Annotated in this window: 21 protein-coding genes and 1 pseudogene; 11 read left to right on the forward strand and 11 right to left on the reverse strand. The window is 66.3% G+C overall.

All coding sequences use genetic code 11. The features are described 5' to 3' along the window. Positions 1-249: 249 nt before the first annotated feature. Genes PUN71_RS17675 through PUN71_RS17685 form a run of 3 tightly spaced genes read right to left on the reverse strand, consistent with a single transcriptional unit; the run spans position 250 to position 2884 of the window. On the reverse strand, positions 250-822 hold the full coding sequence (locus PUN71_RS17675) for a flavin reductase family protein (RefSeq protein ID WP_043455880.1): 573 nt from the start codon (positions 820-822) through the stop codon (positions 250-252). 2 nt (positions 823-824) lie between these two features. Further along, positions 825-1871, reverse strand: a complete 1047-nt coding sequence (locus tag PUN71_RS17680; RefSeq protein WP_277799459.1) for a methionine synthase — start codon at positions 1869-1871, stop codon at positions 825-827. Positions 1872-1891: 20 nt separating this feature from the next. Continuing rightward, positions 1892-2884 carry a DUF1852 domain-containing protein gene (locus tag PUN71_RS17685; protein WP_277799460.1) on the reverse strand — a complete coding sequence of 331 codons (993 nt, stop codon included), beginning with the start codon at positions 2882-2884 and terminating at the stop codon, positions 1892-1894. A 123-nt stretch (positions 2885-3007) separates the two neighbouring features. Between PUN71_RS17685 and PUN71_RS17690 the strand changes: the two genes are divergently transcribed. From PUN71_RS17690 to lplAB, 4 genes and pseudogenes are all read left to right on the forward strand, one after another. After that, complete coding sequence (locus tag PUN71_RS17690) at positions 3008-3949, forward strand: LysR family transcriptional regulator (RefSeq protein ID WP_043455884.1); 942 nt, start codon at positions 3008-3010, stop codon at positions 3947-3949. A gap of 67 nt (positions 3950-4016) precedes the next feature. After that, a pseudogene (locus PUN71_RS17695) lies at positions 4017-4199 on the forward strand (TrmH family RNA methyltransferase); the annotation flags it as partial. Between the two features lie 163 nt (positions 4200-4362). Further along, positions 4363-4620 (forward strand): type B 50S ribosomal protein L31, encoded by a 258-nt coding sequence (locus PUN71_RS17700; protein WP_018771158.1) that lies wholly within the window; start codon positions 4363-4365, stop codon positions 4618-4620. Positions 4621-4710: 90 nt separating this feature from the next. Continuing rightward, entirely contained in the window at positions 4711-5814 is a 1104-nt protein-coding gene (lplAB, locus tag PUN71_RS17705; protein WP_502860977.1) for a lipoate-protein ligase LplAB, read from the forward strand. Between the two features lie 72 nt (positions 5815-5886). Here lplAB and pepN read toward each other — a convergent pair whose 3' ends face one another. Beyond that, a complete protein-coding gene (gene pepN / locus PUN71_RS17710; protein WP_277799462.1) occupies positions 5887-8583 on the reverse strand; it encodes an aminopeptidase N in 2697 nt (898 codons plus the stop codon). 33 nt (positions 8584-8616) lie between these two features. Further along, complete coding sequence (locus PUN71_RS17715) at positions 8617-9609, reverse strand: YeiH family protein (RefSeq protein ID WP_277799493.1); 993 nt, start codon at positions 9607-9609, stop codon at positions 8617-8619. A 179-nt stretch (positions 9610-9788) separates the two neighbouring features. On the opposite strand from PUN71_RS17715, the gene PUN71_RS17720 reads away from it, so the two are divergent. The 3 genes from PUN71_RS17720 to PUN71_RS17730 all read left to right on the forward strand — a co-directional run bounded on the left by PUN71_RS17720 (position 9789) and on the right by PUN71_RS17730 (position 13195). Then, a complete protein-coding gene (locus tag PUN71_RS17720; RefSeq protein WP_043455888.1) occupies positions 9789-11345 on the forward strand; it encodes a circularly permuted type 2 ATP-grasp protein in 1557 nt (518 codons plus the stop codon). Between the two features lie 75 nt (positions 11346-11420). Continuing rightward, positions 11421-12347: an alpha-E domain-containing protein gene (locus PUN71_RS17725; RefSeq protein ID WP_043455889.1), complete on the forward strand. Its 927-nt coding sequence runs from the start codon at positions 11421-11423 to the stop codon at positions 12345-12347. Next, the gene (locus PUN71_RS17730) at positions 12344-13195 is read left to right on the forward strand and encodes a transglutaminase family protein (protein ID WP_277799463.1); all 852 of its coding nucleotides are present in this window, start codon (positions 12344-12346) and stop codon (positions 13193-13195) included. Before PUN71_RS17725 ends, PUN71_RS17730 begins: the two co-directional genes overlap by 4 nt. Positions 13196-13198: 3 nt before the next feature. On the opposite strand, the gene PUN71_RS17735 is transcribed toward PUN71_RS17730, so the two are convergent. From PUN71_RS17735 to glgC, 3 genes are all read right to left on the reverse strand, one after another. Further along, a complete protein-coding gene (locus PUN71_RS17735; RefSeq protein ID WP_043455891.1) occupies positions 13199-13669 on the reverse strand; it encodes a pyridoxamine 5'-phosphate oxidase family protein in 471 nt (156 codons plus the stop codon). An 18-nt stretch (positions 13670-13687) separates the two neighbouring features. Further along, positions 13688-15139 carry an SDR family NAD(P)-dependent oxidoreductase gene (locus PUN71_RS17740; RefSeq protein ID WP_043455892.1) on the reverse strand — a complete coding sequence of 484 codons (1452 nt, stop codon included), beginning with the start codon at positions 15137-15139 and terminating at the stop codon, positions 13688-13690. Positions 15140-15227: 88 nt separating this feature from the next. Continuing rightward, positions 15228-16637, reverse strand: coding sequence for a glucose-1-phosphate adenylyltransferase (glgC, locus tag PUN71_RS17745; RefSeq protein ID WP_043455894.1), 1410 nt, complete (start codon positions 16635-16637; stop codon positions 15228-15230). Positions 16638-16739: 102 nt separating this feature from the next. Here glgC and glgA point away from each other — a divergent pair, with 102 nt between their 5' ends. Continuing rightward, positions 16740-17945 carry a glycogen synthase gene (gene glgA, locus PUN71_RS17750; RefSeq protein ID WP_277799464.1) on the forward strand — a complete coding sequence of 402 codons (1206 nt, stop codon included), beginning with the start codon at positions 16740-16742 and terminating at the stop codon, positions 17943-17945. Between the two features lie 125 nt (positions 17946-18070). On the opposite strand, the gene PUN71_RS17755 is transcribed toward glgA, so the two are convergent. Together PUN71_RS17755 and PUN71_RS17760 are read right to left on the reverse strand one after the other, a co-directional pair. After that, entirely contained in the window at positions 18071-20188 is a 2118-nt protein-coding gene (locus PUN71_RS17755; protein ID WP_277799465.1) for an acyl-CoA dehydrogenase family protein, read from the reverse strand. A 1-nt stretch (position 20189) separates the two neighbouring features. Continuing rightward, positions 20190-20918, reverse strand: a complete 729-nt coding sequence (locus PUN71_RS17760; RefSeq protein WP_277799466.1) for a TetR/AcrR family transcriptional regulator — start codon at positions 20916-20918, stop codon at positions 20190-20192. A gap of 61 nt (positions 20919-20979) precedes the next feature. On the opposite strand from PUN71_RS17760, the gene PUN71_RS17765 reads away from it, so the two are divergent. Genes PUN71_RS17765 through PUN71_RS17775 form a run of 3 tightly spaced genes read left to right on the forward strand, consistent with a single transcriptional unit; the run spans position 20980 to position 24610 of the window. After that, on the forward strand, positions 20980-22332 hold the full coding sequence (locus PUN71_RS17765) for an acetyl-CoA C-acetyltransferase (protein ID WP_043455900.1): 1353 nt from the start codon (positions 20980-20982) through the stop codon (positions 22330-22332). Between the two features lie 11 nt (positions 22333-22343). Further along, on the forward strand, positions 22344-23684 hold the full coding sequence (locus PUN71_RS17770; RefSeq protein ID WP_277799467.1) for a 3-oxoacyl-ACP reductase: 1341 nt from the start codon (positions 22344-22346) through the stop codon (positions 23682-23684). Beyond that, positions 23681-24610, forward strand: a complete 930-nt coding sequence (locus PUN71_RS17775; protein WP_277799468.1) for a MaoC family dehydratase — start codon at positions 23681-23683, stop codon at positions 24608-24610. The genes PUN71_RS17770 and PUN71_RS17775 overlap by 4 nt, the downstream gene beginning before the upstream one ends. Here PUN71_RS17775 and PUN71_RS17780 read toward each other — a convergent pair. Then, positions 24607-25659 carry an FUSC family protein gene (locus PUN71_RS17780; RefSeq protein WP_043455905.1) on the reverse strand — a complete coding sequence of 351 codons (1053 nt, stop codon included), beginning with the start codon at positions 25657-25659 and terminating at the stop codon, positions 24607-24609. The two genes, PUN71_RS17775 and PUN71_RS17780, sit on opposite strands and share 4 nt — an antisense overlap. Positions 25660-25699: the final 40 nt, after the last annotated feature.

The raw sequence follows: 25699 nt of genomic DNA on the forward strand, positions 1-25699 counted from the left end.
TTTCCGGAGACGACACATTTTCTTGTGGGGTAGAGGCGGTTTTGATACCTGAGCCGGCTACAGCTGATGTCATGGTTTAAGGGATCCTTCATCATGAGGGGTGGTCTCTATGACCACCCCTCGGACATGCTTGTTGGTGGTTTTAGATGGACTGGCAGGCAACTAAGGCGCTGCCAGTCCTCCGGGGATCTGCGCCGGCGACTAGGGCGCCATCGTAGCGGCGACGCGCAATCATTGTTGGCGCGGCGCTCAGGCTTCAAGCTTGGAATGCTGGCCCAGACGGTGCCATGAACGGTTGTGGTAGACCAGAGCGTCGCCGGGTTCGCCCGATTGGACGTCACGCATCACGCGGGACTCCAGGGCGTGAACGGCGATGATGGTGGAGGTCCCCACCTCCATGCGATTGATGACGGCGCAGCGCACCCAGGCGCGGACATCGTCATACACCGCTTCGCCGGTTGCAAGGGCCGACCAGCGGTGCGTCTGGTCAAAGCGGTCGGCGCCGGGGGTCGCTCCAAACTTGGCCAAGTCGACGTCGTGCGCGTCCAGCAGGTGCACGACGACGGTTTCGGCGCGCGACAGCACCTCGGACGCAGAAGACAGTGCCGAGACCGAGAAGATCAGCAACGGAGGGTCCGCACTAACCGACACGACCGAAGATACCGTCAGCGCCACAGGCCCTTCGCCGGCATCGGCCGTGATGACGGCGACACCTCCCGGGTGCCCACGGAACAGTGCTTTGAATTCGTCGGCCGAGAGGGAGGACGGGAAGCTTTGCCGCGGAGCCTCGAGCCAGGTGTCTGTGGGGTAGGCGTGAAACACCGTTATGACACCCTGGGGGCGGAGCGGGCGAGTTCCTCGCGGACGATGGTCGTCCCTGCACTGAGGGCACTCAGCTTGGCCAGTGCGACGTCCCGGGGGAACGGTGCCATGCCGCAGTTGGAGCTGGGGATGAGCTTGTCCGCATCGACGAACTGCAGGGCCTTGCGGAGGGTGTCGGCGACCTCCTCCGGGGTCTCGACGGTCTCGCTTGCGACGTCGATTGCCCCGAGCATGACTTTCTTGCCGCGGAGGAGCTCGATGAGGTCCATGGGCACGTGGGAGTTCTGGGATTCCAGCGAGATGATGTCGATGCTGGAGCTTTGCAGCAGCGGGAACGTTTCCTCATACTGCCGCCACTGTGAGCCGAGCGTCGCCTTCCAGTCATTGTTCGCCTTGATCCCGTAGCCGTAGCAGATATGCACGGCGGTCTCCGCGCGCAGTCCTTCTGCCGCTCTCTCAAGCGCAGCCACTCCCCAATCCTTGACCTCATCGAGGAAGACATTGAACGCGGGCTCGTCGAACTGGATGATGTCAACGCCGGCCGCCTCCAGTTCTTTCGCCTCCTGGTTCAGGATCGTGGCGAACTCCCAGGCCAGCTTCTCGCGGCTCTTGTAGTGGTCATCGTAGAGCGTATCCACCATCGTCATTGGACCGGGAAGAGTCCATTTGATCGGCCGGTCCGTGGTTGCGCGGAGGAACTTCGCGTCTTCCACGAATACCGGCCGCTCGCGGCGCACCGGTCCGACGACGGTCGGTACGCTCGCGTCGTAGCGGTTGCGGATGCGCACGGTCTTGCGTTGTTCAAAGTCGACCCCGCTGAGATTCTCGATGAAGGTCGTGACGAAGTGCTGGCGGGTTTGCTCGCCGTCGCTGACGATGTCGATGCCGCGCAGGCTCTGCTCGTGGATGGCGATGCGCAGCGCATCCTGTTTGCCCTCGAGCAGCGCATCTCCCTCCAGCTTCCACGGGGACCAAAGAGTCTCCGGCTGTGCGAGCCACGATGGTTTCGGCAGGCTTCCGACAAGGGTGGTGGGCAAAAGTGTGTTCATGATTGACGATTCTCCGTGGGTCAGTTGACGAGAGCGGGGTAGTTGGCGGTCCACCGGTCCAACAGATCCTTGTGGGGCGTGATGAAGTGCTCCTCCGTGTACTTTGCCTGCGTGATCGCGAGCTGACTGCGCTCGACGCGGTCGTAAGCGATCTGGGTCCGCGAGTAATCCTCCTCGCCCAGGCTCGGCTGGTAGACGGCGGCGGCGGCGGAGTTCGCGTTGTAGATCTCCGGGCGGTAGATCTTCTGGAACGTCTCCATGGTGCTGATCGTGCCGATGAGCTGCAGGTTGGAGTAGTCATTGAGCAGGTCGCCGCGGAAATAGAAGGCGAGGGGAGCCACGCTGCCGCGGGGCATGAAGTAGCGGACCTTCAGCCCCATCTTTGCGAAGTAAGCGTCCGTCAGCGAGAACTCGTCCTGCTGGTACTCGACGCCCAGGACCGGGTGACGGTTCCCGGTTCGCCGGTACGTTTTGCTCGTGGAGACGCTGATGCAGACCACTGGCGGCTGCGGGAAGCGTTCCTGGCATTCGGGGGAATCGAGGAAGTGCTGGAACAGCTTGCCGTGAAGGTCGCCGAAGTCCTCGGGGACGGTGGGCTTGCCTGAGTCCCCTGCTGCCGCCGGCAGTACGACGCTGAAGTCGAAGTCGCGGACGTAGGAGGAGAAGTTGTTCCCGACGATTCCTTGGTGGCGGACCCCGTTCAGCAGGTCGACGATCTGGATGTCGAGAACCTCGAACAGGGGGAACTGCTGATCCGTGCCGTCCGCAGTGAACTGTATCTGCACGGAGACGATATTAAGCTCGAGCGTGTAGCGGTCCCGGTCCGGGTTGTCCCAGTCTGCGAGATCGTTGAAGCGGCGCCGGATCATGGTCAAGGCGTTGCGGAGGTTCTCCTGGCGGTGCTCGCCCCGTGCGAGGTTGGCGAAGTTCGTCGTGATCCGGGAGCCTTCGGACGGGGAGTAGTCCTCGTCGAAGCGGGTGGTGGTGATACTGAACGTAAAGTCGTCTGCCATGTGCTGCCAATCCGTTGTCGATGGGCCGGAGACGGCCTTCCTGAAGGGGTTGAGTCCATGGTGCAACCTTTCCGCTGGTATCGGGTAACTAGGCGCTACTATGCATTCATATAGACTCTTCCTATGGCCCAAATTTCGAGCGGACTGACCCTGCAGCAGCTCCGCTACTTCATAGAAGTTGCAGCCGAGGGATCGATCTCCGCGGCTGCCGATCTTCTCTACGTAGCGCAGCCAACGATGTCCGCAGCGATGAAGGACCTTGAGGCCCGGGTGGGCCGCGCGCTCCTGGTTCGCTCCGCCCGCGGGGTCACCCTCACCGCCGACGGGGCAGAGTTCCTCGGCTATGCGAGGCAGGTCGTCGAGCAGTTCGCTCTCCTCGAGCAGCGCTACCTCGGCAGGCCACCGATGCGACGTCTGCTCGGGGTGTCAACGCAGCACTACTCGTTCGCGGTGGACGCCTTCGTCCGGATGGTCAAGGCCACTGAGGTGGCCGAATACGAGTTCTCGCTCCGTGAGTCCCGCACCTGGGACATCATCGAGGATGTCCGGACGCTCCGCAGCGAGATAGGCATCCTCTACCGGAACGATTTCAACCGGAAGGTCATCGACAAGCTGCTCCGGGAATCCGGGCTCGCGTTCACTCCGCTTTTCCTCGCCGATCCGCACATTTTCATTGCACGGAATAACCCGCTCGCCTCAAAAGAGCGTGCAACTCTCGCCGATCTCGCCGGCTTGCCTCGCCTAACTTTCGATCAAGGTGCGAACAACTCTTTCTACTTCGCCGAGGAGATTCTCTCCACCTTGTCCAGCAAGCAGGAGATCCGGGTCTCTGACCGGGCGACGATCTTCAACCTCATGATCGGGCTCCACGGCTACACGATCTCGACGGGTATCATCAGCGGGCAGCTCGACCCGGAGATCGTCGCCATCCCGCTCGATGTAGACGAACGCATCGAGATCGGCTGGATCGGTCACGCCGCGATTCCGCTTACCGACCAGGCGCAGCGCTACCTCAGGGAATTGCGGGCCGTCGTCGCCGAGTTCGGCGTAGCGCTACTCGGCTGACTGCAGTTGAGCGGGCGGTTCTTTACCCCGTGGGTGACTGGACGTGTTTGTTGCAGCCGAGCGGGTTGTCGTCTCCCGCAACCTGGACAGGCCCGCCCTGGTGCTTGGCACCGAAGGCGCGGGCATGGTCGCGGAGACCCTCGCCGCCGTCGACCTCGCCGTGAAGATCCCCATGCGCAACGGCGTGGATTCGCTCAACGTGGCGGCAGCCTCGGCGGTGGCGTTCTGGGAGCTGCGCGCCCGGGACTGACGCGGCACGCAGCCGGGCGGCCGTTCGTCAGGCCCCTCCGGATCGGCTATGATGGATAGCTGGTTGTCCTGCTTTTTCAGCTTCGGCTGATGCATCAGTGCCCAGCCATCCCATTCATACCTGGCAACTGGCAAAATCCAGCTGCGCGAACAAAGGTCCAATTATGAAGTCTGATACCCACCCGAAGTACGAAGCTGTTGTCTTCAACGACCTGGCCTCCGGCACCAAGTTCCTGACCCGCTCCACCGTGTCTTCCAACAAGACTATTGAGTGGGAAGACGGCAACACCTACCCGGTCATCGACGTCGAAATCTCTTCCGAGTCCCACCCGTTCTACACGGGCAAGCAGCGCATCATGGACTCTGCAGGCCGCGTCGAGCGCTTCAACGCTCGCTTCAAGGGCTTCGGCGGCAAGAAGTAATTCCCTTCGCCCAAGCTTGTTGCAGAAAGCCCGCACCGGTCCCGGTGCGGGCTTTTCCGCGTTAACGGCGTCCCGGATTTCTGGGGCAGGATGGGACGTATGACCGAATCTGCCTTTCCTGCCAACCACGCCACCAGCCAGCGCCTGCACGGGGAGTACAAGGTTCCCGGCGGCAAACTGGTGGTGGTGGACCTCTCGGTGGTGGACGGGGCCCTGGCGGACGTGTCCGTCAGCGGCGACTTTTTCCTTGAACCGGACGAGGCCCTGGCGGACATTAACCGGGCGCTGACCGGGCTGCCTGATTCCACGCCTGCCGCCGACCTGGCCGCCGCCGTCACCGCCGCCCTGCCCGCCGGTGCCGTGCTGTTCGGCTTCTCCGCCGACGCCGTGGCGGTGACAGTCCGCCGCGCGCTGGCCAAGGCAACGTCCTGGGGCGACCACGAGTGGAACATCATCGCGCCCACCGTGCTGCCCACCCAGATCAACGTCGCCCTCGATGAGGTGTTGACCGAGGCCGTCGGCGCCGGGGCGCGTACCCCCACCCTGCGGTTCTGGGACTGGCAGGAACCGTCCGTGGTCATCGGCAGCTTCCAGTCCGTGCAGAACGAGGTGGACCCGCACGGCGTCGCCCGGCACGGCATCAACGTGGTCCGGCGGATCAGCGGCGGTGGCGCGATGTTCATGGAGGCCGGCAACTGCATCACGTACTCGCTTTACCTGCCGCAGACCCTGGTGGACGGGCTGAGCTTCGCCGATTCCTACCCTTTCCTGGACGCGTGGGTGATGGCGGCACTGGAACGCCTCGGCATCAATGCCTTCTATATCCCGCTGAACGATATTGCCACGGACCAGGGGAAGATCGGCGGTGCCGCCCAGAAGCGGCTGGCCAACGGCGGCATGCTCCACCATGTCACCATGAGCTATGACATCGACGCCGACAAGATGGTGGAGGTCCTGCGGATCGGCAAGGAAAAACTGTCCGACAAGGGCGCCCGAAGCGCCAAGAAGCGGGTGGATCCCCTGCGCCGCCAAACCGGCCTGGCCCGGACCGCGATCATCGAGGCCATGATGGACGTTTTCAGTGAACGGTACGGCGCCACGCCGTCCACCCTGGCCGGCCACGAACTGGCGGCGGCAGAGGAACGGGTGGCGGCCAAGTTCGGCACCGACGAATGGCTATACCGGGTCCCGTAAACCATGCGTTATCGGGTCCCCTGGACTCATCGACTGCTGAGTAACTGTCGTTTTGGGCAGGGAAAACGACAGCTACGGAGCAACCGATGAGTGGTGGGCGGCCCACGCCGGTAGGGTTCCCTGGCCGAGCGCAGCGAGGTTAGGGGGCCGGTGGGGAACGACGGCGGCCTGCGCCGTGAGCGCCCGCAGCAGGTGGCTGCGCTGCTCCACGATGATCCGGCGGAGTGCGTGCGGTGCGTCCGGGTTGGCGGCCAGCCAGGTATCCGTCCGCCGGACCACAGGGTGGCCTTCCGGCCGCATGCCGTCCGCCAGGTCCTGCGCGGCGGGATAGAGGCCGCGGACAATCCGGCTGGCGATCTCGATGCTGCGACCATCCCAGACGCTCTGCAGGCACTCGAAGTATGGCTCTACATAGGGGGCCAGCAGTTCCGGCGGCGCGGTGGTGAAGCCGCTGATGGTGGCTGTGAGGAGTTGGTTGGACAGCTCATTACCTTGCACCGCCGCGCTCCACGCTGCAGCCTTGACGGCAGCCTCCGGCCGGGCGGCCATCGCCGTCGCATGACCGGCCCGGCCGGACGCGGTGGTGTCCCGCGCCAGTTCAGCGTCGAGCTCGGCGGCAGTGGCCTGCCCGTGCGCGGCCAGTGCATGCCACAGCTGCCAGCGCAGGTCGGCGTCCACGGCCAGGCCTGCCACCGGCGCCGTGCCGTCGAGCAGGCCGCGGAGCCGGGGGAGTGCGGTGCTGTCGTGCCTGCCCAAGGCGGCAAGGGTGCGCGCCCAGGCAAGCTGCGCGTCCGATCCCGGGGCGGCCCGGTCCAGTTCGGCGGCGGCAGCAGAGATGAAGGTTGACCGCACGGTGTTCCTTGCGGCTGCGGGGGTGTAACGCTCAATGGCGGTGGCGGCGTTGTCCAGGATGTTCAGCAGGACACCGATGCCGGTCTCCGCCGGTGCGAAGGCGGCCACCGCGTCGACGTACTGCGCGGCAGGGCTTTCGCCGTCGCGGGCGGAGTTCCACAGCGCCGTCCAGCACAGGGCGCGCGCCATGGGGTCGGAGATCCGGTCCAGGGCCCGCCGGACGGTCGCCTCGGAGACCGGGTCCAGCCGGACCTTGGCGTACGCCAGGTCGTCGTCATTGACCAGCAGGAGCGGCGGCCGCGGCTGCCCCGCGAGCTGGGGGAGTTCGGTCCGGCCGCCAACCACATCAGCCTCCATGCTTCCGGTCCGCACCAGCGCACCGGAAGCGTCAAAGTCGTAGGAACCCACGCGGAGGCGGTGCGGGCGCAGCTCCTCCCGTCCCGTGACCGGGTCCACCGCGTCCTGGACGATCGCCACCTGCCCCAGGATGCCGTCGTCGCCCGCTTCCGGAGCAATGTCCACGGACAGCGTGGAAATCCCCGAGGTCTGCAGCCACTGCCGGGCCCAGCCGGACAGGTCGCGGCCCGAGGCCGCGCCCAGGGCCGCCAGCAGGTCCTGGAGCGTGGTGTTCCCGTAGGCGTGCGTCCTGAAGTACTCCCGGGACCCGGCAATGAAGGCGTCAAAGCCCACGTATGCCACCAGCTGCTTCAGCACGGATGCGCCCTTGGCGTAGGTGATGCCGTCGAAGTTCTGTTTCGCCGCTTCCAGATCGGGAATGTCCGCGACGATGGGATGGGTGGTGGGCAGCTGGTCCTGGACGTAGGCCCACGCCTTGCGCTTGTTGGCGAAGTTGACCCATGCCGTGTCCCAGTCCGTGGCCCGGTCGACGGCGAGCGTTCCCATGTAGTCGGCAAACGATTCCTTCAACCACAGGTCGTCCCACCACTGCATGGTCACCAGGTCGCCGAACCACATGTGGGCCATCTCGTGCATCAAGGTGTTGGCCCGCGCCTGGTACTGCGCGTCCGTGGCGCGGGAGGTGAACACGTAGCTTTCCGTGAAGGTGACCAGCCCGGGGTTCTCCATGGCGCCAAGGTTGTATTCGGGGACGAACGCCTGGTCGTATTTGCCCCAGGGGTACGGGAAGCCGAAGAGGCGGTTAAAGAAGTCCAGGCCCTGCTTGGTGAGGCGGAACAATTCTTCCGTGTCGAAGGATTCGGCCATGGATGCCCGGCAGTACAGGGCCAGCGGCACGTCCAGCCGGGTGCCGTCGCCGAGCGTGCCCTCCCAGCGGTCCTCGGCCTTGAAGTAGGGCCCGGCCAGGATGGTGGTGATGTAGGTGGACATGGGCAGCGTGGTGGCGAAGTCCCAGCATGCCGTGGCCGGGTCGCTGGTCAGCAGGGTGCGGCCCACCCCGGCCCCGTTGGATGCCACCTGCCACCCGGCGGGTGCCATGACATGGAACGTGTAGGTGGCCTTCAGGTCCGGCTGTTCGAAGTTGGCGAACACCCGGCGGGCATCAGCCGGTTCATATTGCGTGTAGAGGTAGCACTGCCCGTCCGCGGGATCCACGAACCGGTGCATGCCCTCGCCCGACCGGCTGTACAGCGCCGTCCCGGTCACGGTGACCTGGTTTTCGGCCTGGAGGTTGTCCAGCCTGATGCGTGCACCGTCCACCACGTCCTCCACGGGCAGGCTTTTGCCGTTGAGGAACACGCTGTGGACACTGCCGGCAACGAAGTCCAGGAAGGTGCTGGCACCGGGTGCGGCCGTGAAGGTGATGACGCTGCGGCTCGTGTAGCCGGGGACGGCTGGATCGGCGGCCTGGCGCACATCCAGGGAGACATCGTAGCTGGTGGTGCTGATCAGGGCTGAACGTTCGGCGGCTTCACGGCGCTGCAGATTCTCATGTGACACCCGGCTATCTAATCACGGCGCCGCTTCATCGCTTCAGTGCACAATCAGGAAGGCGGCCCCGAGGCCCAGCACGGCTATCAGGAGCCACGCGGCCAGGGCGGCAAGGACAGCCTGACCTCCGGTATGGAGCAGCGTCCGGATCCGCACGGCCGAGCCCAGTCCGAACAGGGCGGCGCCCAGGAGGATGTCCTGCGCCATGGCGCCGGCGTCGAGCCAGCCGGGGGACAGCCAACCCGTGGAGCGCAACCCCACCATGGCCACGAACCCGACGACGAACAGCGGCACCACCGGCGGCATCGCCGACGACGTGCCGTCCGCGGTCCCAAGGGCCCGGACCTCCCGGCGGTGGTGCACCCCCGCCACGGCGGCGACGGGTGCCAACAGCAGCACGCGGGTGAGCTTGACGACGACGGCGATCGCCAGGGCAGCGGTTCCGGCGGTTTGCGCTGTGGCCACCACCTGGCCCACGTCGTGGACCGAGGCTCCGGTCCAGGCCCCGAAAACCCCGGCGCTCAGGCCCAGGGGGTGCGCCAGCAGGGGGAGGACACCGATGGCAAGTGTTCCGCAAAGGGTCACGAGCGCCACGGGCAGGACGGTGTCCGCGTGCCGGATGCGGCGGACGGCGGCCACCGCACCGATCGCGGACGCGCCGCAGATGGAGAAGCCCGAAGCCACCAGCAGCGAGGTCACCGGCGTCAGCCGGAACAGCCGCGCAATCGCGTACGTGCCGCCGAAACTTGCTGCCACCACGGCCACGATCAGGACCAGCGCCAGCCATCCAAGGTCCAGGATGTCCCCGATGCCCACCTTCAGGCCCAGAAGCACGATCCCGCCGCGCATCAGGTGCTTGCCTGCGAAGTCCAGGCCCGGCCTGGCGCGGCCTGCGGTCCAGCCGGCCGCTCCCGGCAGGTTTGCGGCGAGGACACCAAGGACCACTGCCATGGTCATGGCGGGAAGGGCAGGCAGCAGCCCGTGCACCAGGAATGCCGCCGCCACCGCAGCCGCGGCGGTCACCAGGCCCGGCATCAGCCATGCCGGCCCGTGGCGGGAACTGCCGTGGCCCGGCGCGGGGATGCTGTTGCTGACTGGCACTCACCTACTGTGCCCGACGGGGCCCGTAAAGTACGAACCGGGCCATCGGCGCCAACACGCCAGAATGGATGGCAGTAATGAATTCGAAACAAAAAGATGGTTGGCTATTGGACATGTCAGACCTATTCCAGGATTACTCCGAGGCCGCGGGCCGCACCGGAGCCTACGACGAGATGTTTGCCCCCGGGCAACAGGCCAGGGAGTCGTACGGGCAGGTGGCGGAGGCACTCCGGAAGCTGTCGCTGGCGGACGTCAGCGCCCGTGCCGATTCGATGGCGCGCACGTTCCTGGACCGCGGCGTGACGTTCGACTACGCAGGCGAGGAGCGGCCCTTCCCGCTCGATATCGTCCCCCGGGTCATTCCCGCGGCGGAGTGGGATGTGCTGGAGAGCGGCGTGGCGCAGCGTGTGCGCGCCCTGGAGGCCTTCCTCAACGACGTGTACGACAAGATGACCGTGGTGTCCGACGGCGTGATCCCGCGCCAGCTGGTGACCACCAGCGCCCATTTCCACCGCCAGGTCCACGGCTTCGAGCCGGCGGGCGGGGTCCGGGTGCACATCTCGGGCATCGACGTCATCCGCGACGCCGCCGGGACCTTCCGGGTCCTGGAGGACAACGTCCGGGTACCGTCCGGCGTCAGCTACGTCCTGGAGAACCGGCGCGCCATGGCCAAGGGCCTGCCGGAGGCCTTCGGCCAGCAGCTCATCCGGCCCGTCGAGGAATACCCGCGCCGGCTGCTCTCGGCCCTGCGCAAGACCGCACCGGCCGGCGTCGATGATCCCACCGTCGTCGTCCTGACCCCCGGCGTGTTCAACAGCGCCTACTTCGAACACACGTTGCTGGCCGGCCTCATGGGCGTCGAGCTGGTGGAAGGCCGCGACTTGATCTGCCGCGGCAACCGCGTGTACATGCGCACCACCGCCGGTGAGCAGCGCGTGGACGTGATCTACAAGCGGATCGATGACGACTTCCTCGACCCGCTGCAATTCCGGTCCGACTCCATGCTCGGTTGCCCGGGCCTGGTCAACGCCGCCCGGGCCGGCGGCGTCACCATCGCCAACGCCGTGGGCAATGGCGTTGCCGACGACAAACTGGTTTACAGTTACGTCCCTGACCTGATCCGCTACTACCTCAGCGAGGAGCCCATCATCGCCAACGTGGACACCTTCCGCCTTGAGGAGAAGGAGGCCCGGGAATACACCCTGGACAACCTCGCGGACCTGGTGGTCAAGCCGGTGGATGGTTCGGGCGGCAAAGGCCTGGTCATCGGCCCCGACGCGTCCAGGGACGAACTGGACGCCCTCCGGCAGCGGATCATCGCCGATCCCCGGGGCTGGATCGCCCAGCCCGTGCTGCAGCTCTCCACCGTGCCCACGCTGGGCGGTGACAAGTTCGGCCCCCGCCACGTGGACCTCCGGCCTTTTGCCGTCAACGACGGCGACAACGTCTGGGTGCTTCCGGGCGGCCTGACCCGGGTGGCGTTGAAGGAAGGGTCGCTGATCGTCAACTCCAGCCAGGGCGGCGGTTCCAAGGACACCTGGGTCCTGGCCAATTCGCCCCAGATGCCGGTGGAAACCGTTCCCCGCCAGTCCGTCACGGTCCGTGAACGGGTCTCCGTGTGGCCTGTGGAAAGCAACTGGCGTGACCGCCAGTCGGAGCAGCAGCAGTGACCCGGACACGTGGATACGTGGCCGCCGTCGTGCATTTTTTTGACACCGTCCCGGTCGCGCAGGAGGTAGCCGCGAATGCTTAGCCGTATAGCCGAGTCCCTGTTCTGGATCGGCCGCTATGTGGAGCGGGCGGATGGAACTGCCCGCATCCTTGACGTGCACCTGGAACGCCTGAACCACCTTCCCATGGAGGAACGCAAAAGCGTGGCCCAGGAACTCCTGGCCGTCATGGGCGCCAGGCCGCAGAGCGAGGACTTCGGCCTTCCGGAACTCCTCCATGCGCTGGCCTACGACAAGACCAGCGCCACGTCCATCGCGGGCTCCCTGGGGGCGGCCCGGGAAAATGCCCGCCGGGCCCGCGAAACCGTGTCCTCCGGACTGTGGGAGAGCCTGAACACCACCTACTACGGCCTGAGCCAGCACCGCAAGGACGTGGTGGGGACCTACCGCTTCTGCAACTGGACGCTGGAACGCACCGCCATGGTCAGCGGGCTCGCCGACACCACGGTGAGCCACGACGAGAGCTGGCTGTTCCTGGTCCTGGGCCGTTCCCTGGAGCGTGCCGACATGACCGCCCGCATGCTCTCCACCCGCGACGTGCTCTCCGCCGGCATGTCCTGGGTGAACATGCTGCGGTGCGCCGGCGCCTACGAGTCCTTCCTCCGGACCCGCCGCGCAGCGTTCGGCGACCAGCACGCAGCCGAGTTCCTGCTGCTGGACCGCCTCTTTCCGCGCTCGATCGTGTATGCACTGCGGGACGCCGACGAGTGCCTGGCCAAGTTGGACCCCTCTGCCCAGCGCGTGGGCTTCATCAACGACGCCCGCCGCATTGTGGGGCAGGCCCGTACCTTCCTGGAGTTCCACAGGACGGACGACCTCATGTCCGAACTGCCCGAGCACATGGAGCGGGTGCAGAAGGCCGTGTCGCAGGCCTCGGACGCCATTTCCCGTAAGTACTTCAATCAGGCTGACGAACTTGCCTGGGTGGGAGAGCTGTCATGACCCGGCTGAGCATCGTCCACAGGACGGCCTACAAGTACAACAAGCGCGTGACACTGTCCTACAACGAGGCCCGGATGACACCGCTGACAGATTCGCAGCAGGTGGTCCTTGAATCAGTGGTGAAGGTGTCCCCGTCACAGGCCGCTGTCAGCACCTACCGCGATTACTGGGGGACCAGGGTTACGGCCTTCGACATGCAGATGCCGCACGAGAACCTCGAGGTGGTCTCCAACATCACGGTGGAGGTGCACCGCGCGGAGAAGATCCCCGCGGAGGCGGACATCGTGGGCTGGGACGTCCTGAGGTCTCCGGAGACGCTCGACGCGTTCAGCGACTGGCTCCCGCAGTCCCGGCTCAGTGGCCCGGGCGGGGAAGTCCTGGGCATCATTCCCGGCGTGGTGGCCGGAAAGAACCCGCACGAGGCAGCCATGGCGGTCTTCGCTTGGATGCGCGGGGAAATGACCTACATGTCCGGCTCCACCGCCGTCACCACCAACGCCGAAGAAGCGTGGACCCAGCGCCAAGGGGTATGCCAGGACCTGGCCCACCTGGCCATCGGCTCACTGCGGAGCTGCGGTATCCCGGCGCGTTACGTCTCCGGCTACCTGCACCCGCGCTCCAGCGCCGGCATCGGCGAAACCGTGGCCGGGCAGTCGCACGCCTGGCTCGAGTGGTGGGACGGCGAGTGGCGCAGCTGGGATCCCACCAACCACAAACCGGCAGGGGACTTCCACGTCACCGTGGCCAGGGGCCGGGACTACCGCGACGTGTCGCCGCTGAAGGGCATCCTGTCCGGAGGCGGCGGGTCCGCGCTGAACGTCAGCGTGGAAATCACCCAGCTCGCCTAGGGCCTACTCCGGTGCGGTCCTGGCGGAACTGCTGATCTGGGTCCACCAGGTCATGGGGTCGGTGACCTTGAAGCGCCGGCCCGTGATCGAGTCCGGAGTGATGCGGACAAACGCGTCCTTCCGGCCGGACTGCCAGGGGAACAGGTACAGGCGCGACGTTTCCAGCACGTCCTCCGTGCTCTTGACCAGGGCGGCGGTGCCCTTGATCACCACGCTCCATGCCAGTCCGGTGTCCGGGTCCACGCCGTCAGCTTCGACGGCGACGGCGGCGTCCTCACCGGTGGCTGCGGACAGTTTGGTGCCCTGGCCGGTGCGGAAGACCAGGGTGCCGCCGTCCACCGTGTAGTTGACCGGAAAGATATCCGGGCGCCCGTCCGCCAGCACGGCCAGCCTGCCCACGGAGACGGTCCGCAGCAAAGCCCAGCATTCGTGGTGTTCCAGGTTCTCCACCTGCGGAGATGACTCGTTGCTCATGCCGTGAGCATACGCCCTTCACCAGGGGCTGGGCTTGTAATCCTTCAGGAAGACCCCGTACTGGTCCTCACCTTGTTCGCCCATGACGATGGGATCATAGACCCGGGCCGCGCCGTCCACCAGGTCCAGGGGGGCGTGGAAGCCTTCCTCCATGAGCCGGACCTTGGTGAAGTGGGGGCGTTCGTCCGTAATCCAGCCCGTGTCCACGGCCGTCATCAGGATGCCGTCCGTGTCCAGCATTTCCTGGGCGCTTGTGCGCGTCATCATGTTCAGGGCCGCCTTGGCCATGTTGGTGTGCGGATGCCCCGGACCCTTGTAGGCACGGGAGAACTGGCCTTCCATGGCGGAGACGTTCACGATGTACTTCCGGCGCGCGGTGGAACGCCGCATGGCCCCGCGCAGCCGGCTGACCAGCAGGAACGGGGCTGTGACGTTGCACAGCTGGACCTCCAGCATCTCCAGCGGGTCCACCTCGTCCACCACTTGGGTCCAGCTGTTGATGGTGGCAAGGTCCGGAACCAGGCCGCCGGCATCGATCGCCGTTCCCGAGGCGATCCGTTCCAGGGACGCGGACCCGGTGGACAGGGCAAGGGAGGTGATGGCGTCCCCGGCCAGGACCGGGTGCTCCGTAACGCTGCCGGCAAGCGCCAGGGGGTGCTTGTCATGGGCGTGGCCGAAGGTCAGCAGTTCGGGGCCGCCGTTCGCCTGCTCCAGTGCTGCGGGCAGCGGCTCGTCCTCGGCGTCCACGAGCGGCTTGTAAGCGTTCCCGGAGCGCCGGACCGTCTGTGCCGCGTTGTTGATGATGATGTCCAGCGGGCCGGCCTCGTTGAGTGAGTCCGTCAGCGCCATCACCTGCGCGGGGTCGCGCAGGTCGATGCCGACAATCCGGAGCCGGTGCAGCCAGTCGCCGCTGTCTTCCATGGCCGCGAAGCGGCGGGCGGCGTCCTTGGGGAACCGGGTGGTGATGGTGGTGTGCGCGCCGTCGCGCAGCAGCCGGAGCGCAATGTACATACCGATCTTGGCCCGGCCCCCGGTGAGCAGTGCCCGCCGCCCCGTCAGGTCCGTGCGGGCGTCACGCTTGCTGTGGCTGAATGCCGCGCATTCGGGGCAGAGCTGGTGGTAGAACGCATCCACCTGGGTGTAGTGCTGCTTGCAGATGTAGCAGGGCCGGGACCGGATGAGGTGCCCCGCAACTTTGCCGGTGGCGGATGGCGCCAGCTTGTTGCCCCGGGTTTCGTCATCAATCCGGTCCGGTGCCGCGGTGGCCGTCTGGGCGATGACAGCGCGGTCGGCCTCTGCGATCGAATCGCGCTTAGTGACCCTGCGGTGGCGCTTAACGGCCTTGAACATCTTGCCGGTGGCACGGCGCACCGAGATGTAGTCCGGGTGCTCCTCGTCGTAGGCGTGGATGGTGTTCAGGACCTTGAGGCAGGCCTGGATGTCCTCAGGGGTCAGATCGGGGGAGCTCATTGGGAAAATTTTACAGCGTACGCCGCAGGCCGGGTCACCACCAGCGGTGACCCGGCCTGCAGGATGCCTTGGAAGGATGAGGAGCAGGTCAGGAAACCCGGGCTCCGGGCGTGGCTTCAGCTGCGGCTGCAGCATGGGTGCCCGCAACCTTGTCCACGGTGTCCCGCACCTCCGGGTACTGCTCGGCGGCTGCCTTCACGGCGCTGGGCAGCAGGCTCAGGTGCTTTGCGGCCAGCTGCCGTTCCTCGTCACCGGGTTCCGGGACTTCCTGGCCCTTGGCGAGGACGGTGATGCCGGAGTCGGTGACCTTGAATCCGCGTGCCCGGTCCAGGTCGGGGTCCAGCCCGATGGCTGCGCCGGCAGGAACCTTGACGTTCTTGTCCAGGATGGCGCGGTTGATGACCGCTCCTTCACCCACCTGCACCTTGTCCATCAGGACGGAGTCGATGACCCGGCTGCTGGAGGCCACGTAGACATCGTTGGACAGCACGGAGCCTTCCACGATGCCGCCGGAGATCACCACGCCGCTGGAGACAATCGAGTCCAGGGCCGTGCCCACGGTGTTGTTCTGGCCGCGGACGAACTTGGCCGGCGGGGAAATGCTCTGCCGGGTGTAGATGGGCCACTCGGAGTTGTACAGGTTGAAGACCGGCAGCGGGGAGATGAGGTCCATGTGGGCGTCGTAGAACGAATCGATGGTGCCCACGTCGCGCCAGTAGGTGCGGTCGCGTTCGGTGGAGCCGGGGATGTCGTTGAGGGTGAAGTCGTAGACTCCGGCCTCGCCGCGGTTGACGAAGTAGGGGATGATGTCGCCGCCCATATCGTGCTTGGTGTCCAGGCGCTCGGCGTCAACGTGCAGCGCTGACACAAGGGCGTCGGCATCAAAGACGTAGTTGCCCATGGAGGCCAGGAACTGGGAAGGGTCGGCGGCCAGGCCGGGCGTGGAAGACGGCTTCTCCACGAACGCTGCGATCTTCTGCGGATCGTCCTGGTCCACCTCGATGACACCGAACTGGTCTGCCATGTGCAGCGGCTGCCGGACGGCAGCCACCGTGGCCTTCGCGCCGCTGTTCACATGCTGGGCCACCATCTGGGCAAAGTCCATCCGGTACACGTGGTCCGCGCCGACCACCACAACAATGTCCGGGTTGGCGTCATGGATGAGGTTCAGCGACTGGTAGATGGCGTTGGCGCTGCCCAGGAACCAGCTCTTGCCCACGCGCTGCTGCGCCGGCACCGATGCGATGTAGTTGCCCAGCTGCGTGGACATCCGCCAGGTCTCGGAGATGTGCCGGTCGAGGCTGTGCGACTTGTACTGCGTCAACACCACGATCTGCAGGTAGCGGGAATTGACCAGGTTGGACAGCGCGAAGTCGATGAGGCGGTAGCTGCCGGCGAAGGGCACGGCGGGCTTGGCCCGGTCTGCCGTCAGTGGCATCAGTCTGTTTCCCTCGCCACCTGCGAGGACAATGGCCAGGACTTTTTTCGTTAACGGCATGATGGTCGCTCCTGTACGCCTTCGTAACTCCCCAAGACAGTCCGGTTCGCCCGGACCCCTTCACACTAGAACAGTTATGCGTGAAGGACTACCTTGGGTCTTGTGCGTATAGACATTGTGACTAAAGAGTTCCCGCCGGAGATCTACGGTGGCGCCGGGGTGCATGTGGCCGAATTGAGCAGGGTGCTTAGTAAGCACGTTGACCTGCAGGTTCGTGCTTTTGGCGCTCCCCGCGATGCCGATTACCATGGCGCGACGGTGACGTCCTACCAGGTCCCGGAGGACCTGGGCGGGGCCAATGCCGCTGTGCAGACGCTGGGTGTGGACCTGCGCATTGTGCCGGACGTGCAGGGCGCGGACCTGGTCCATTCGCACACCTGGTACGCCAACATGGCCGGCCACCTGGCCTCTCTCCTGCACGGGATTCCGCACGTGCTGAGCGCCCACAGCCTGGAGCCGCTGCGGCCGTGGAAGGCTGAGCAGCTGGGCGGCGGTTACGCCTTGTCCTCCTGGGTGGAGAAGACGGCCTACGAAGCGGCCGCGGCGATCATCGCCGTTTCCGAAGGCATGCGCCAGGACATCCTGCGCAGCTACCCCAATGTGGACCCCGCAAAGGTCCGGGTGGTCCACAACGGCATCGACGTGGAGCTTTGGCAGCGTGATGAAAATGACGACGCCGTCCGCGCCCTGGGGATTGACCCCGCCAAGCCAAGCGTCGTCTTTGTGGGCAGAAACACACGCCAGAAGGGCGTCCCCTACCTTCTGCGGGCCGCGGCAAAACTTCCCGCCGACGTCCAGCTGGTGCTGTGCCTAGGTGCCGCGGACACCCCGGAACTGGCTGCCGAAACAGCGGCGTTGATCGAGGACCTCCAGACGCAGCGCACGGGCGTGGTGCTCATCGAGCGGATGCTGCCGCGCCATGAACTGATCCAGGTCCTCAGCCACGCCACCGCGTTTGCCTGCCCCTCCATCTACGAACCGCTCGGCATCGTCAACCTGGAAGCCATGGCCTGCGGTGCAGCTGTGGTGGCCAGCGCTACTGGCGGCATCCCCGAGGTGGTGGAGCACGGCCGCACAGGACTCCTGGTGGACCTGGAGCAGGTCACCGACGGCACCGGCACGCCCCTGGACCCGGAGAAGTTCGTCAAGGAATTTGCCGCCGCGCTCACCGAAGTGGTGTCCGATCCGGAACGCGCCCGCGCCATGGGGCAGGCCGGCCGCGAGCGCGCCGAGAAGCACTTCTCCTGGGAGTCGATCACCGAGACCACCCTTGAGGTGTACCGCTCGGTGCTGCCGGCAGCCGGCTGAGCCCACTGCCCGGCGTGACACGCGCCGGGACGTTGGGCGCCAGCACGACCAACGACGGCGCCGCTCCCCATGGAAGGGGAGCGGCGCCGTCGTGGTTTCACACTAAGTCCGGCAATGCCGGCAGGTCAGCCCTTCCGTGCCCCCGCTGCCCTGGCGATCATGACCTTCTCGTCCACGGGCGAGGCACCGCTGGCCCGCTGGGCCCGGAAATAGGCCCTGGCCTCATCCTGCCGGGCTTTCTCGGCGCCGGTGGCGATCGCTGCCCGGACATGGTCGTCGCCGTATCCGAACGCGTCCACCAGGTCCAGGGCATGGGGGCGGATCTTCTCCAGCAGCCGGTTGATGTAGCCTCCCACGGTCCGTGCCCGCTGCATGGAGAGCCGGCCGTTCATGAGGTACCAGGACAGGTTCTTCTCGATCAGGGACAGGCCGAACAGGTCGCGGAGCCAGGTAAGGACGGTCTTGGTGCCCGGATCGGCGACGTTCTCCAGGGCTTCGGTGAACGCTTCCCACTGCAGCAGCTCTGCGTGGGCCTGGGCCGCGTCGATGAGTTCGTTCTGGTGCCGGTTGAACAGGGCTGCGCCCTTGTCCTGCGGCAGCCGCCTGCTGCCCTTAAGGGCCGCCCCCGCCTCGGCGACCATGGTCTGCACCCTGTCGGTGAGGAGGGCGCGCTGCGCTTCCCCGTCCCGGAGCGCGATCGCGGCCTTCTGGACTGAGCCGGTGTCTGCCACGAACTGGGCCACCTGGCGCAGGCCGGTGCGGTGGACAGCAGCGCCGGCCGCCTGGTTCACCACGTAGCGGGCCAGCACCCCGAAGTCGACGTTGCGGAATTCCTTGGCGTAATCAGCCAGCAGGCGCTTGGCCACCAGCTGCAGCAGCACGGTGTTGTCGCCTTCGAAGGTGGCATAGACGTCCAGGTCCGCGCGGAGTGAGGCGAAACGGTTCTCGATCAGGAAGCCGGCACCGCCGCAGGCCTCGCGGCATTCCTGGAGGGTATCCAAGGCGTGCCAGGTGCTCAGCGGCTTCAATGCCGCTGCCAGTGTCTCCAGGTCCTGGCGGTCGGCGTCGGTATCGTGGGCGCCCGAGAAGACGTCGTCGAACTTCTGCAGCAGCTGCTCATGGGCAAAGCCGGCGGCGTAGGTGGTGGCGAGCCGCGTGAACAGCCGGCGCTGGTGCCGCTGGTAGTCGAGCAGGACCTCCTCGTCAGTGTGCGAGGATGCGTTGAACTGGCGCCGTTCGGTGGCGTACTGGATGGCGGCCTTCAGGGCCACCTTTGACGCCGCGACCGCGGCTCCGTCCAGTGACACACGCCCCTGCACCAGGGTTCCGAGCATGGTGAAGAAGCGCCGGCCGGGGCTGGCGATAGGGGAGGTGTACGTGCCGTCAGCGTCCACATTGCCGTACCGGTTCAGCAGGTTGGTCCTGGGAATGCGGACGTTGGAGAAGTGCAGCCGGCCGTTGTCGATGCCGTTCAGGCCGCCCTTGATGCCGTCGTCCTCGCCGCCGATCCCGGGCAGGAACTCCCTGGTGTCCGGATCCCGCAGGTCGACATAGAAGGCGTGCACGCCGTGGTTGACGCCGCGGGTCACGAGTTGGGCGAACACGACGGCGCCGAGTCCGTCCGTTGCGGCGTTGCCGATGTAGTCCTTCCAGGCGGCGCGGAAGGGGGTGTGGATGATGAATTCTTCGGTGTCCGGGTCATATGTGGCGGTGGTGGCGATGCTTGCCACGTCCGAGCCGTGGCCGGTTTCCGTCATGGCGAAGCAGCCCGGGATGTCCAGGTTCATGATTCCCGGCAGCCACTTGGCGTGGTGTTCCGCCGTCCCCAGGTGCATCACGGCGGATCCGAAGAGACCCCACTGGACTCCGGCCTTAATTTGCAGAGACGGGTCTGCCACGACCAGTTCCTCGAACCCCGCGATGTTCCCGCCGTGGTCGTCCGAACCGCCCAGTTCCGCCGGGAAGGCGCGGTGCACGGCTTCGTTGTCCACGAGGTACTTCAGCTGGCCGAATACCTGGGCACGGTGTTCCGTGTGAGTCTGCCCCTCGATCTTGTGCAGTTCGGGGCTGGCTGCCAGCTCCCGCGCCTGGAGCCGGACATCGGCCCACTTGCCCAGCAACTGGCGGCCCAGAGCTTCGACGTCGACGGCGGGGGCGGGGCCGGCGCCCGGGGCACCGGCGGCTGCAGGGGTTGCTGCGGGCCGAAGCCCTTTGCGGGCGGGGCGGTCCACTACGTCAGTCATGTCACAGTCCTTCTTTGGCGGATAACTTGGTGTTCTGTGGGGCGGGAGTGAGTTCGGGGGCAATGCCTACGCACAGCCAGGCGGTGATTTGGCGGGCCATGGTTTCCTGGTCCGGTTTCGTGGGGGAGTCCGGGGTGCCGAGCCACTGTTCGCCGGCGTTCCGCACCAGTCCAATGGCTGCCTTGGGCCAGTAGCCGATCAGGGTTTCCGTCGCCCCGGCCAGGTGTGAGCGCATGGGCGTGGCAATCATGTCCGCAATGGCGTCAAAGAAGTGGCCCAGGGGACCGCCGGCAGCGGCGGGGTGGGGCGGGCCTGCGGGGTCCGCCTGGGCGTAGCTGGTGACGAATGTATAGACGTTGGGGCTGGTGTCCGCCATCTGGAGATAGGCCGAGACCATCGCCAGCAGGCCTTCCCGGGGCGTGAGTGCACTTTGGGCTGCTTCCTGGATGCGGTGCTGCATCTGGCGGAGGACCACTTCGCCCACCGCCTGCTGCAGCCCGGCTTTGTCCCCGAAGTAGCGGTAAAAGACCGACTTTGACGTTCCGGCGGCGCTGGCGATGTCCTCCATGGACGCATCGCTGCCCAGGACGTGTACGGCACGGCGGGCCTGCCTGATCAGTTCCCTGCGCCGTTCCTCGCGGTGGCTCTGCCAGCGGGCCGAGCGCCCGTCCGGACTTGCCGGGGAGGGCAGCTCAATGCTCAAGGGGAGGCTTGTGTCCTGAAAGTTCACGATACCCAGCGTATCAGGTACGCTGGGTATCGGTAACCGCATGTGACCAAAGGAGCCATCCATGTCCACAACCGGACAGTCCACGCCCGCATCCGACGAAGCTGTCCGCCGCGCTCCGGCGACGCGCAGGGCGGTGATCGTCGGCGGCAACAGGATTCCGTTCGCCCGCGCCGGCGGCGCCTATGCCAAGTCGTCCAACCAGGACATGCTGACCGCAGCCCTGGACGGCTTGATCGCACGGTTCGGCCTGCAGGACGAACGGATCGGCCAGGTGGCGGCAGGGGCCGTTCTTAAGCACTCCCGCGACTTCAACCTCACCAGGGAAGCAGTCCTCGGATCGGCCCTTTCTGCCGAGACTCCGGTGTACGACCTGCAGCAGGCATGCGCCACCGGCCTTGAAACGGTGGTGGGACTGTCCAACAAGATCAAACTCGGGCAGATCGAATCGGGGATAGCCGGCGGCGTGGATTCCGCCTCGGACGCGCCGGTAGTGGTCAGCGAGGGTCTCCGTGAGGTCATCCTGGACCTCAGCCGGGCCAAGGCGCTGCCCCAGCGGCTCCAGATCCTCAGCCGGTTGCGGCCAAAGGACTTGGCACCACTGGCCCCCGGGACGGCGGAACCACGGACCGGGCTGAGCATGGGTGAGCACCAGGCCCTCACCACGGCGCAGTGGAAGATTTCCCGGGAAGCACAGGACGAACTGGCGCTGAACAGCCACCGCAACCTCGCTGCCGCCTACGATTCGGGGTTCTTTGATGACCTCCTTACCCCCTACCGCGGGCTGACGCGCGACGGCAATCTGCGGGCGGACACGTCCGCGGAGAAACTCGCCGGACTGAAGCCGGTCTTCGGCCGCAACCTTGGTGCCGACGCAACCATGACTGCGGGTAACTCCACCCCGCTGACCGACGGTGCTTCCACGGTGCTGCTGGCCTCCGACGAATGGGCTGATGCCCGCGACCTGCCCAAGCTGGCAGCCGTGGTGGATGCGGAAGCCGCGGCCGTCGACTTTGTCCATGGCAAGGACGGGCTGCTGATGGCCCCCGTGTTCGCCGTGCCCCGGCTCCTGGCCCGCCATGACCTGACCCTGGCAGACTTTGACTTCTTCGAGATCCATGAGGCCTTTGCGGCCACCGTGCTCAGTACGTTGGCTGCCTGGGAAGACGAGGAGTTTGGCCGTACCCGCCTGGGCCTGGAGGGCGCGTTCGGCAGCATTGACCGTTCCCGCCTCAACGTCAACGGCTCATCGCTGGCAGCAGGCCATCCGTTTGCCGCCACCGGCGGACGCATCGTCGCCACACTGGCCAAGATGCTCCACGCTAAGGCGGCCTCCACCGGCCGTCCTGCCCGGGGGCTGGTATCGGTGTGCGCAGCAGGCGGCCAGGGCGTCGTCGCGATCCTTGAATCTCTGTAGGGGGGACAGCTATGGCAGATACGTATTCGCAATTGGTCAACAGCGGCCTGGGCAGGAACGTCGCAAAGAAACTCGGACTCCCGCAACCTGCCGTCCTGCGCCGTTACCAGCCAGGCGGGCCGCTGGTTACCGGACCCGTCGTCGTCCTGGGTGACACCACCGGCGCGGACAAGCTCGCCGCGGAACTGTTGTCGTGGGACCTTGACGTCAGGAGGCACGCCGTCCCGGCCGAAAAGCTCGGCGGCATCATCCTGGTCCTCGACGAACTCGGGCACCCCGCGGACCTGGAAAAGCCCGTTCTCGCAGCGGCAGGATCCCTCCGGGACCTGCGTCCGGGCGGCAGGGTCATCACCATCTCCCGCCCGGCAGCGGAGGCAACCACTCCGGACGCGGCGGCGGCCCGGCAGGGGGTCGACGGCTTCCTGCGCTCACTGGCCAAGGAACTCCGTGCGGGCGCCACCGGCAACGGCGTGCTCCTGGCAGACGGCACCACCGCCACGAGCCCCAGCGTCCTGGCCGCCACCCGGTTCTTCCTCTCCGGCCGTTCAGCCTTCGTGGACGGGCAGTTCCTGGCCGTGTCGACCGGAGACGGGGTGTTGCCCGGGAACCCGGAGCAGCCGCTTGCCGGGAAGATTGCCGTCGTCACCGGTGCGGCCCGGGGCATCGGCGCCCAGATCGCCCGGACCCTGCACCGCGATGGCGCAACCCTGGTCCTGGTGGACATTCCTGCGGCAGGCGACCAGCTGGCAGCCGTAGCCAACCAGGTGCACGGCACGGCCCTGCAACTGGACATCACCCGGACCGACGCGGGCCAGCGCATCATCGATCACGCCGTGCAGCGGCACGGACGGCTGGACGTCGTGGTGCACAACGCAGGGGTCACGCGGGACAAGCTCCTCGCCAACATGGACCCGGCGCGGTGGAACACCGTCATCAACATCAACATCGCCGCCCAGCTGCGCATCAACGAGGCGCTGCTGTCATCCGACCACTTCCAGCCTTCGCCACGTATTGTTTCAGTTGCCTCCACCAGCGGCATTGCCGGCAACCGGGGGCAGACGAACTACGCAGCATCCAAGGGAGGTGTCATGGGAATGGTGCGGGCCACAGCCCCGCTGATCGCCTCCCGCGGCGGCACCATCAACGCCGTTGCCCCCGGATTCATCGAAACAGAGATGACGGCGCGCATTCCCTTCGCCGTGCGCGAAGTGGCCCGTCGGCTGAACTCCCTGCAGCAGGGGGGACTGCCGTCCGACGTCGCCGAAACCATCGCGTTCCTGGCCAGCGACGCCGCAGGCGGAATTAACGGGGAGGTGCTGCGGGTGTGTGGTCAAAACCTGGTGGGGGCATGACGCACCAGCAACCGGTAATCCTGGCCGAGATGCCGTCCTTGTCGAAGCTCTATGTCAACGCCGCAGCCCAGGCAGCCCGCCGCCGGCTCCTGGGAACGCATGACGCCGCCGTCCTCCCCACGGACAGCCATGAAGTCAGGGGGGTGACCGTTGCGGTGGAGAACCTCACCGCGTACCAGCATCTGATCGGCGAGACGGCCAGTGACGTGCTGCCCGCAGGCTTTATACACGCCATTGCGTTTCCACTGGCAATGAGTGTCCTGAACCGCGACGACTTCCCGCTGCCGCTGCTCGGGATGATCCACCTCCGCAACAGTGTTGAGCAACGGTCGCCCCTCGTCTTCACCGACGTCCTCGACATGACGGCCCGGGTGGACAACCTTCGCGGCCACCGTGCAGGCACGCAGGTGGACGTCATCGCCGAAGTGCGCCGCTCCGGCTCTTCCGAGGTGCATTGGCGGGGGGTCTCCACCTACCTGGCAAAGGGGGTATTCCTGCCGGGAATCGACAAACCCACAGCACAGGCACCCAGGGGGGAGTTCTCAGCACCTGACCCAACAGCCTTGTGGCATCTGGGCGTGGACACGGGGCGCGCCTACGCGGCGGTCTCGGGCGATTTTAACCCGATCCACCTCAGCGTCCTCTCGGCCAAGGCCTTGGGCATGCGCCGTTCCATCGCCCACGGCATGTACCTCGCATCCCGTGCGCTCGCAGACGTAGGCCCGGCCCGCGGCGACTCCTTTACCTGGGATGTGGAGTTCGATGCCCCGGTATTCCTGCCGTCCCGGGTTGCTTTGGAAATCGCCACCGACCACAGCGGCTCAGGGGCGTGGAAACACTCCAGCTTCGTGGCGTGGAACCCGGGGTCCGGCCGGCGCCACTTCAGCGGGACGGTCGCGGCGCTGCCGGCGCAGGATTGCGGCTAGTCCCGGGGACGGATGGCCCGCAGGATCCGGTGGAGGCTCAGCAGCACCGACTCTGATGCAGGGACGGTGCCCTGGGCCGCCGGCCGGCCGGCGGTGGCGGCCATGCAGGCTTCCACCGCCACCCTGGCAGTCTCGAAGGCATCGTTCCGTTCCTGTTCGTCCCCCTCGGTATGGACCGACAGCAGCTTGCCGGTGGCGGTGACGGCGTCCGCCAGTGGCCCATTGTCCTGCAACGGTATGGCGTACGGCGCATCGTCCTCATAGATCACGTCGGACAGGACATCCGTCATGTCCTGGATGTGGAAGGTAACGCGTTCCAGGTTCTGCAGGTCGCGGTAGTCCTGGTCGATGTCACGCGGATGCAGCTTCCGGCGCGGGTTGGCCCTGCGGCTTGCGTCCGCTTCCTTCACCAAATGGCGCACCGATCGGGCCGCCTCGGCCAGTTCATCCGACCTGCGCGACCAGTCCTCGTGTTCGGGCGGCCACTTTTCCTTGAGGGCTGCGCCCATATCAGTGAGCTGCCGCCCAAGGGCCTGGCGCAGGTCGGCCATGCTGGACGCGGCGGCGTTGAGGTGCAGGGGCGGAAAGATCAGGAAGTTCACGGCAATGCCCACGGCCACGCCGGCGGCCATTTGCACCAGGTATCCGTACGAGAAATCTTCGGCGTTACTGCCGCCCACCAGCAGAACCAGCAGGGCCGCCGTCGGAATCCAGTCACTGCCTGAACCGATGCCCGGCAAGCCGCCCAGCAGGACGCCCACCCCCATGAACACGGCAACCGTAAGAGGGGAAGGATCGCTGATGCTCACCAGCAGGAAGGCGAGGCCGATTCCCATTGCCAACCCGGCAAGGGCCTGGGCGCCCTGCTTCACGGACCCGGCGACGTTGTGGTACATGGCCACCAGGGCACCCAGCGGTGCGTAGTACGCGTAGTGCGAGGCGGCGCCCGGCATGAGGGGAGCGATGGCGAACGCCAGCCCTGCAGCCACGGCCGCTTTCCCTGCCAGTTGCAGCCGCTGTGCTGCGAAGGCGGCGGAGAGTCCCGCCACCGATTGTTTGAGTAGTTGGGTCCCCCGAGCCCACCGTGCA

It is taken from the genome of Arthrobacter sp. NQ7 (assembly GCF_029581595.2).
Lineage (GTDB): Bacteria > Actinomycetota > Actinomycetes > Actinomycetales > Micrococcaceae > Arthrobacter > Arthrobacter phenanthrenivorans_B.

Bases quoted from the DNA above. Each gene is read 5' to 3' on its own strand.
- PUN71_RS17755 (WP_277799465.1), bottom strand. From the start codon at position 20,188: ATGACTGACGTAGTGGACCGCCCCGCCCGCAAAGGGCTTCGGCCCGCA.
- PUN71_RS17690 (WP_043455884.1), top strand. From the start codon at position 3,008: ATGGCCCAAATTTCGAGCGGACTGACCCTGCAGCAGCTCCGCTACTTC.
- PUN71_RS17740 (WP_043455892.1), bottom strand. From the start codon at position 15,139: ATGAGCTCCCCCGATCTGACCCCTGAGGACATCCAGGCCTGCCTCAAG.
- PUN71_RS17720 (WP_043455888.1), top strand. From the start codon at position 9,789: ATGTCAGACCTATTCCAGGATTACTCCGAGGCCGCGGGCCGCACCGGA.
- glgC (WP_043455894.1), bottom strand. From the start codon at position 16,637: ATGCCGTTAACGAAAAAAGTCCTGGCCATTGTCCTCGCAGGTGGCGAG.
- PUN71_RS17715 (WP_277799493.1), bottom strand. From the start codon at position 9,609: ATGCCGGGCCTGGTGACCGCCGCGGCTGCGGTGGCGGCGGCATTCCTG.
- PUN71_RS17725 (WP_043455889.1), top strand. From the start codon at position 11,421: ATGCTTAGCCGTATAGCCGAGTCCCTGTTCTGGATCGGCCGCTATGTG.
- PUN71_RS17770 (WP_277799467.1), top strand. From the start codon at position 22,344: ATGGCAGATACGTATTCGCAATTGGTCAACAGCGGCCTGGGCAGGAAC.
- PUN71_RS17700 (WP_018771158.1), top strand. From the start codon at position 4,363: ATGAAGTCTGATACCCACCCGAAGTACGAAGCTGTTGTCTTCAACGAC.
- lplAB (WP_502860977.1), top strand. From the start codon at position 4,711: ATGGGACGTATGACCGAATCTGCCTTTCCTGCCAACCACGCCACCAGC.
- PUN71_RS17685 (WP_277799460.1), bottom strand. From the start codon at position 2,884: ATGGCAGACGACTTTACGTTCAGTATCACCACCACCCGCTTCGACGAG.
- PUN71_RS17765 (WP_043455900.1), top strand. From the start codon at position 20,980: ATGTCCACAACCGGACAGTCCACGCCCGCATCCGACGAAGCTGTCCGC.
- PUN71_RS17735 (WP_043455891.1), bottom strand. From the start codon at position 13,669: ATGAGCAACGAGTCATCTCCGCAGGTGGAGAACCTGGAACACCACGAA.
- PUN71_RS17775 (WP_277799468.1), top strand. From the start codon at position 23,681: ATGACGCACCAGCAACCGGTAATCCTGGCCGAGATGCCGTCCTTGTCG.
- PUN71_RS17730 (WP_277799463.1), top strand. From the start codon at position 12,344: ATGACCCGGCTGAGCATCGTCCACAGGACGGCCTACAAGTACAACAAG.
- PUN71_RS17680 (WP_277799459.1), bottom strand. From the start codon at position 1,871: ATGAACACACTTTTGCCCACCACCCTTGTCGGAAGCCTGCCGAAACCA.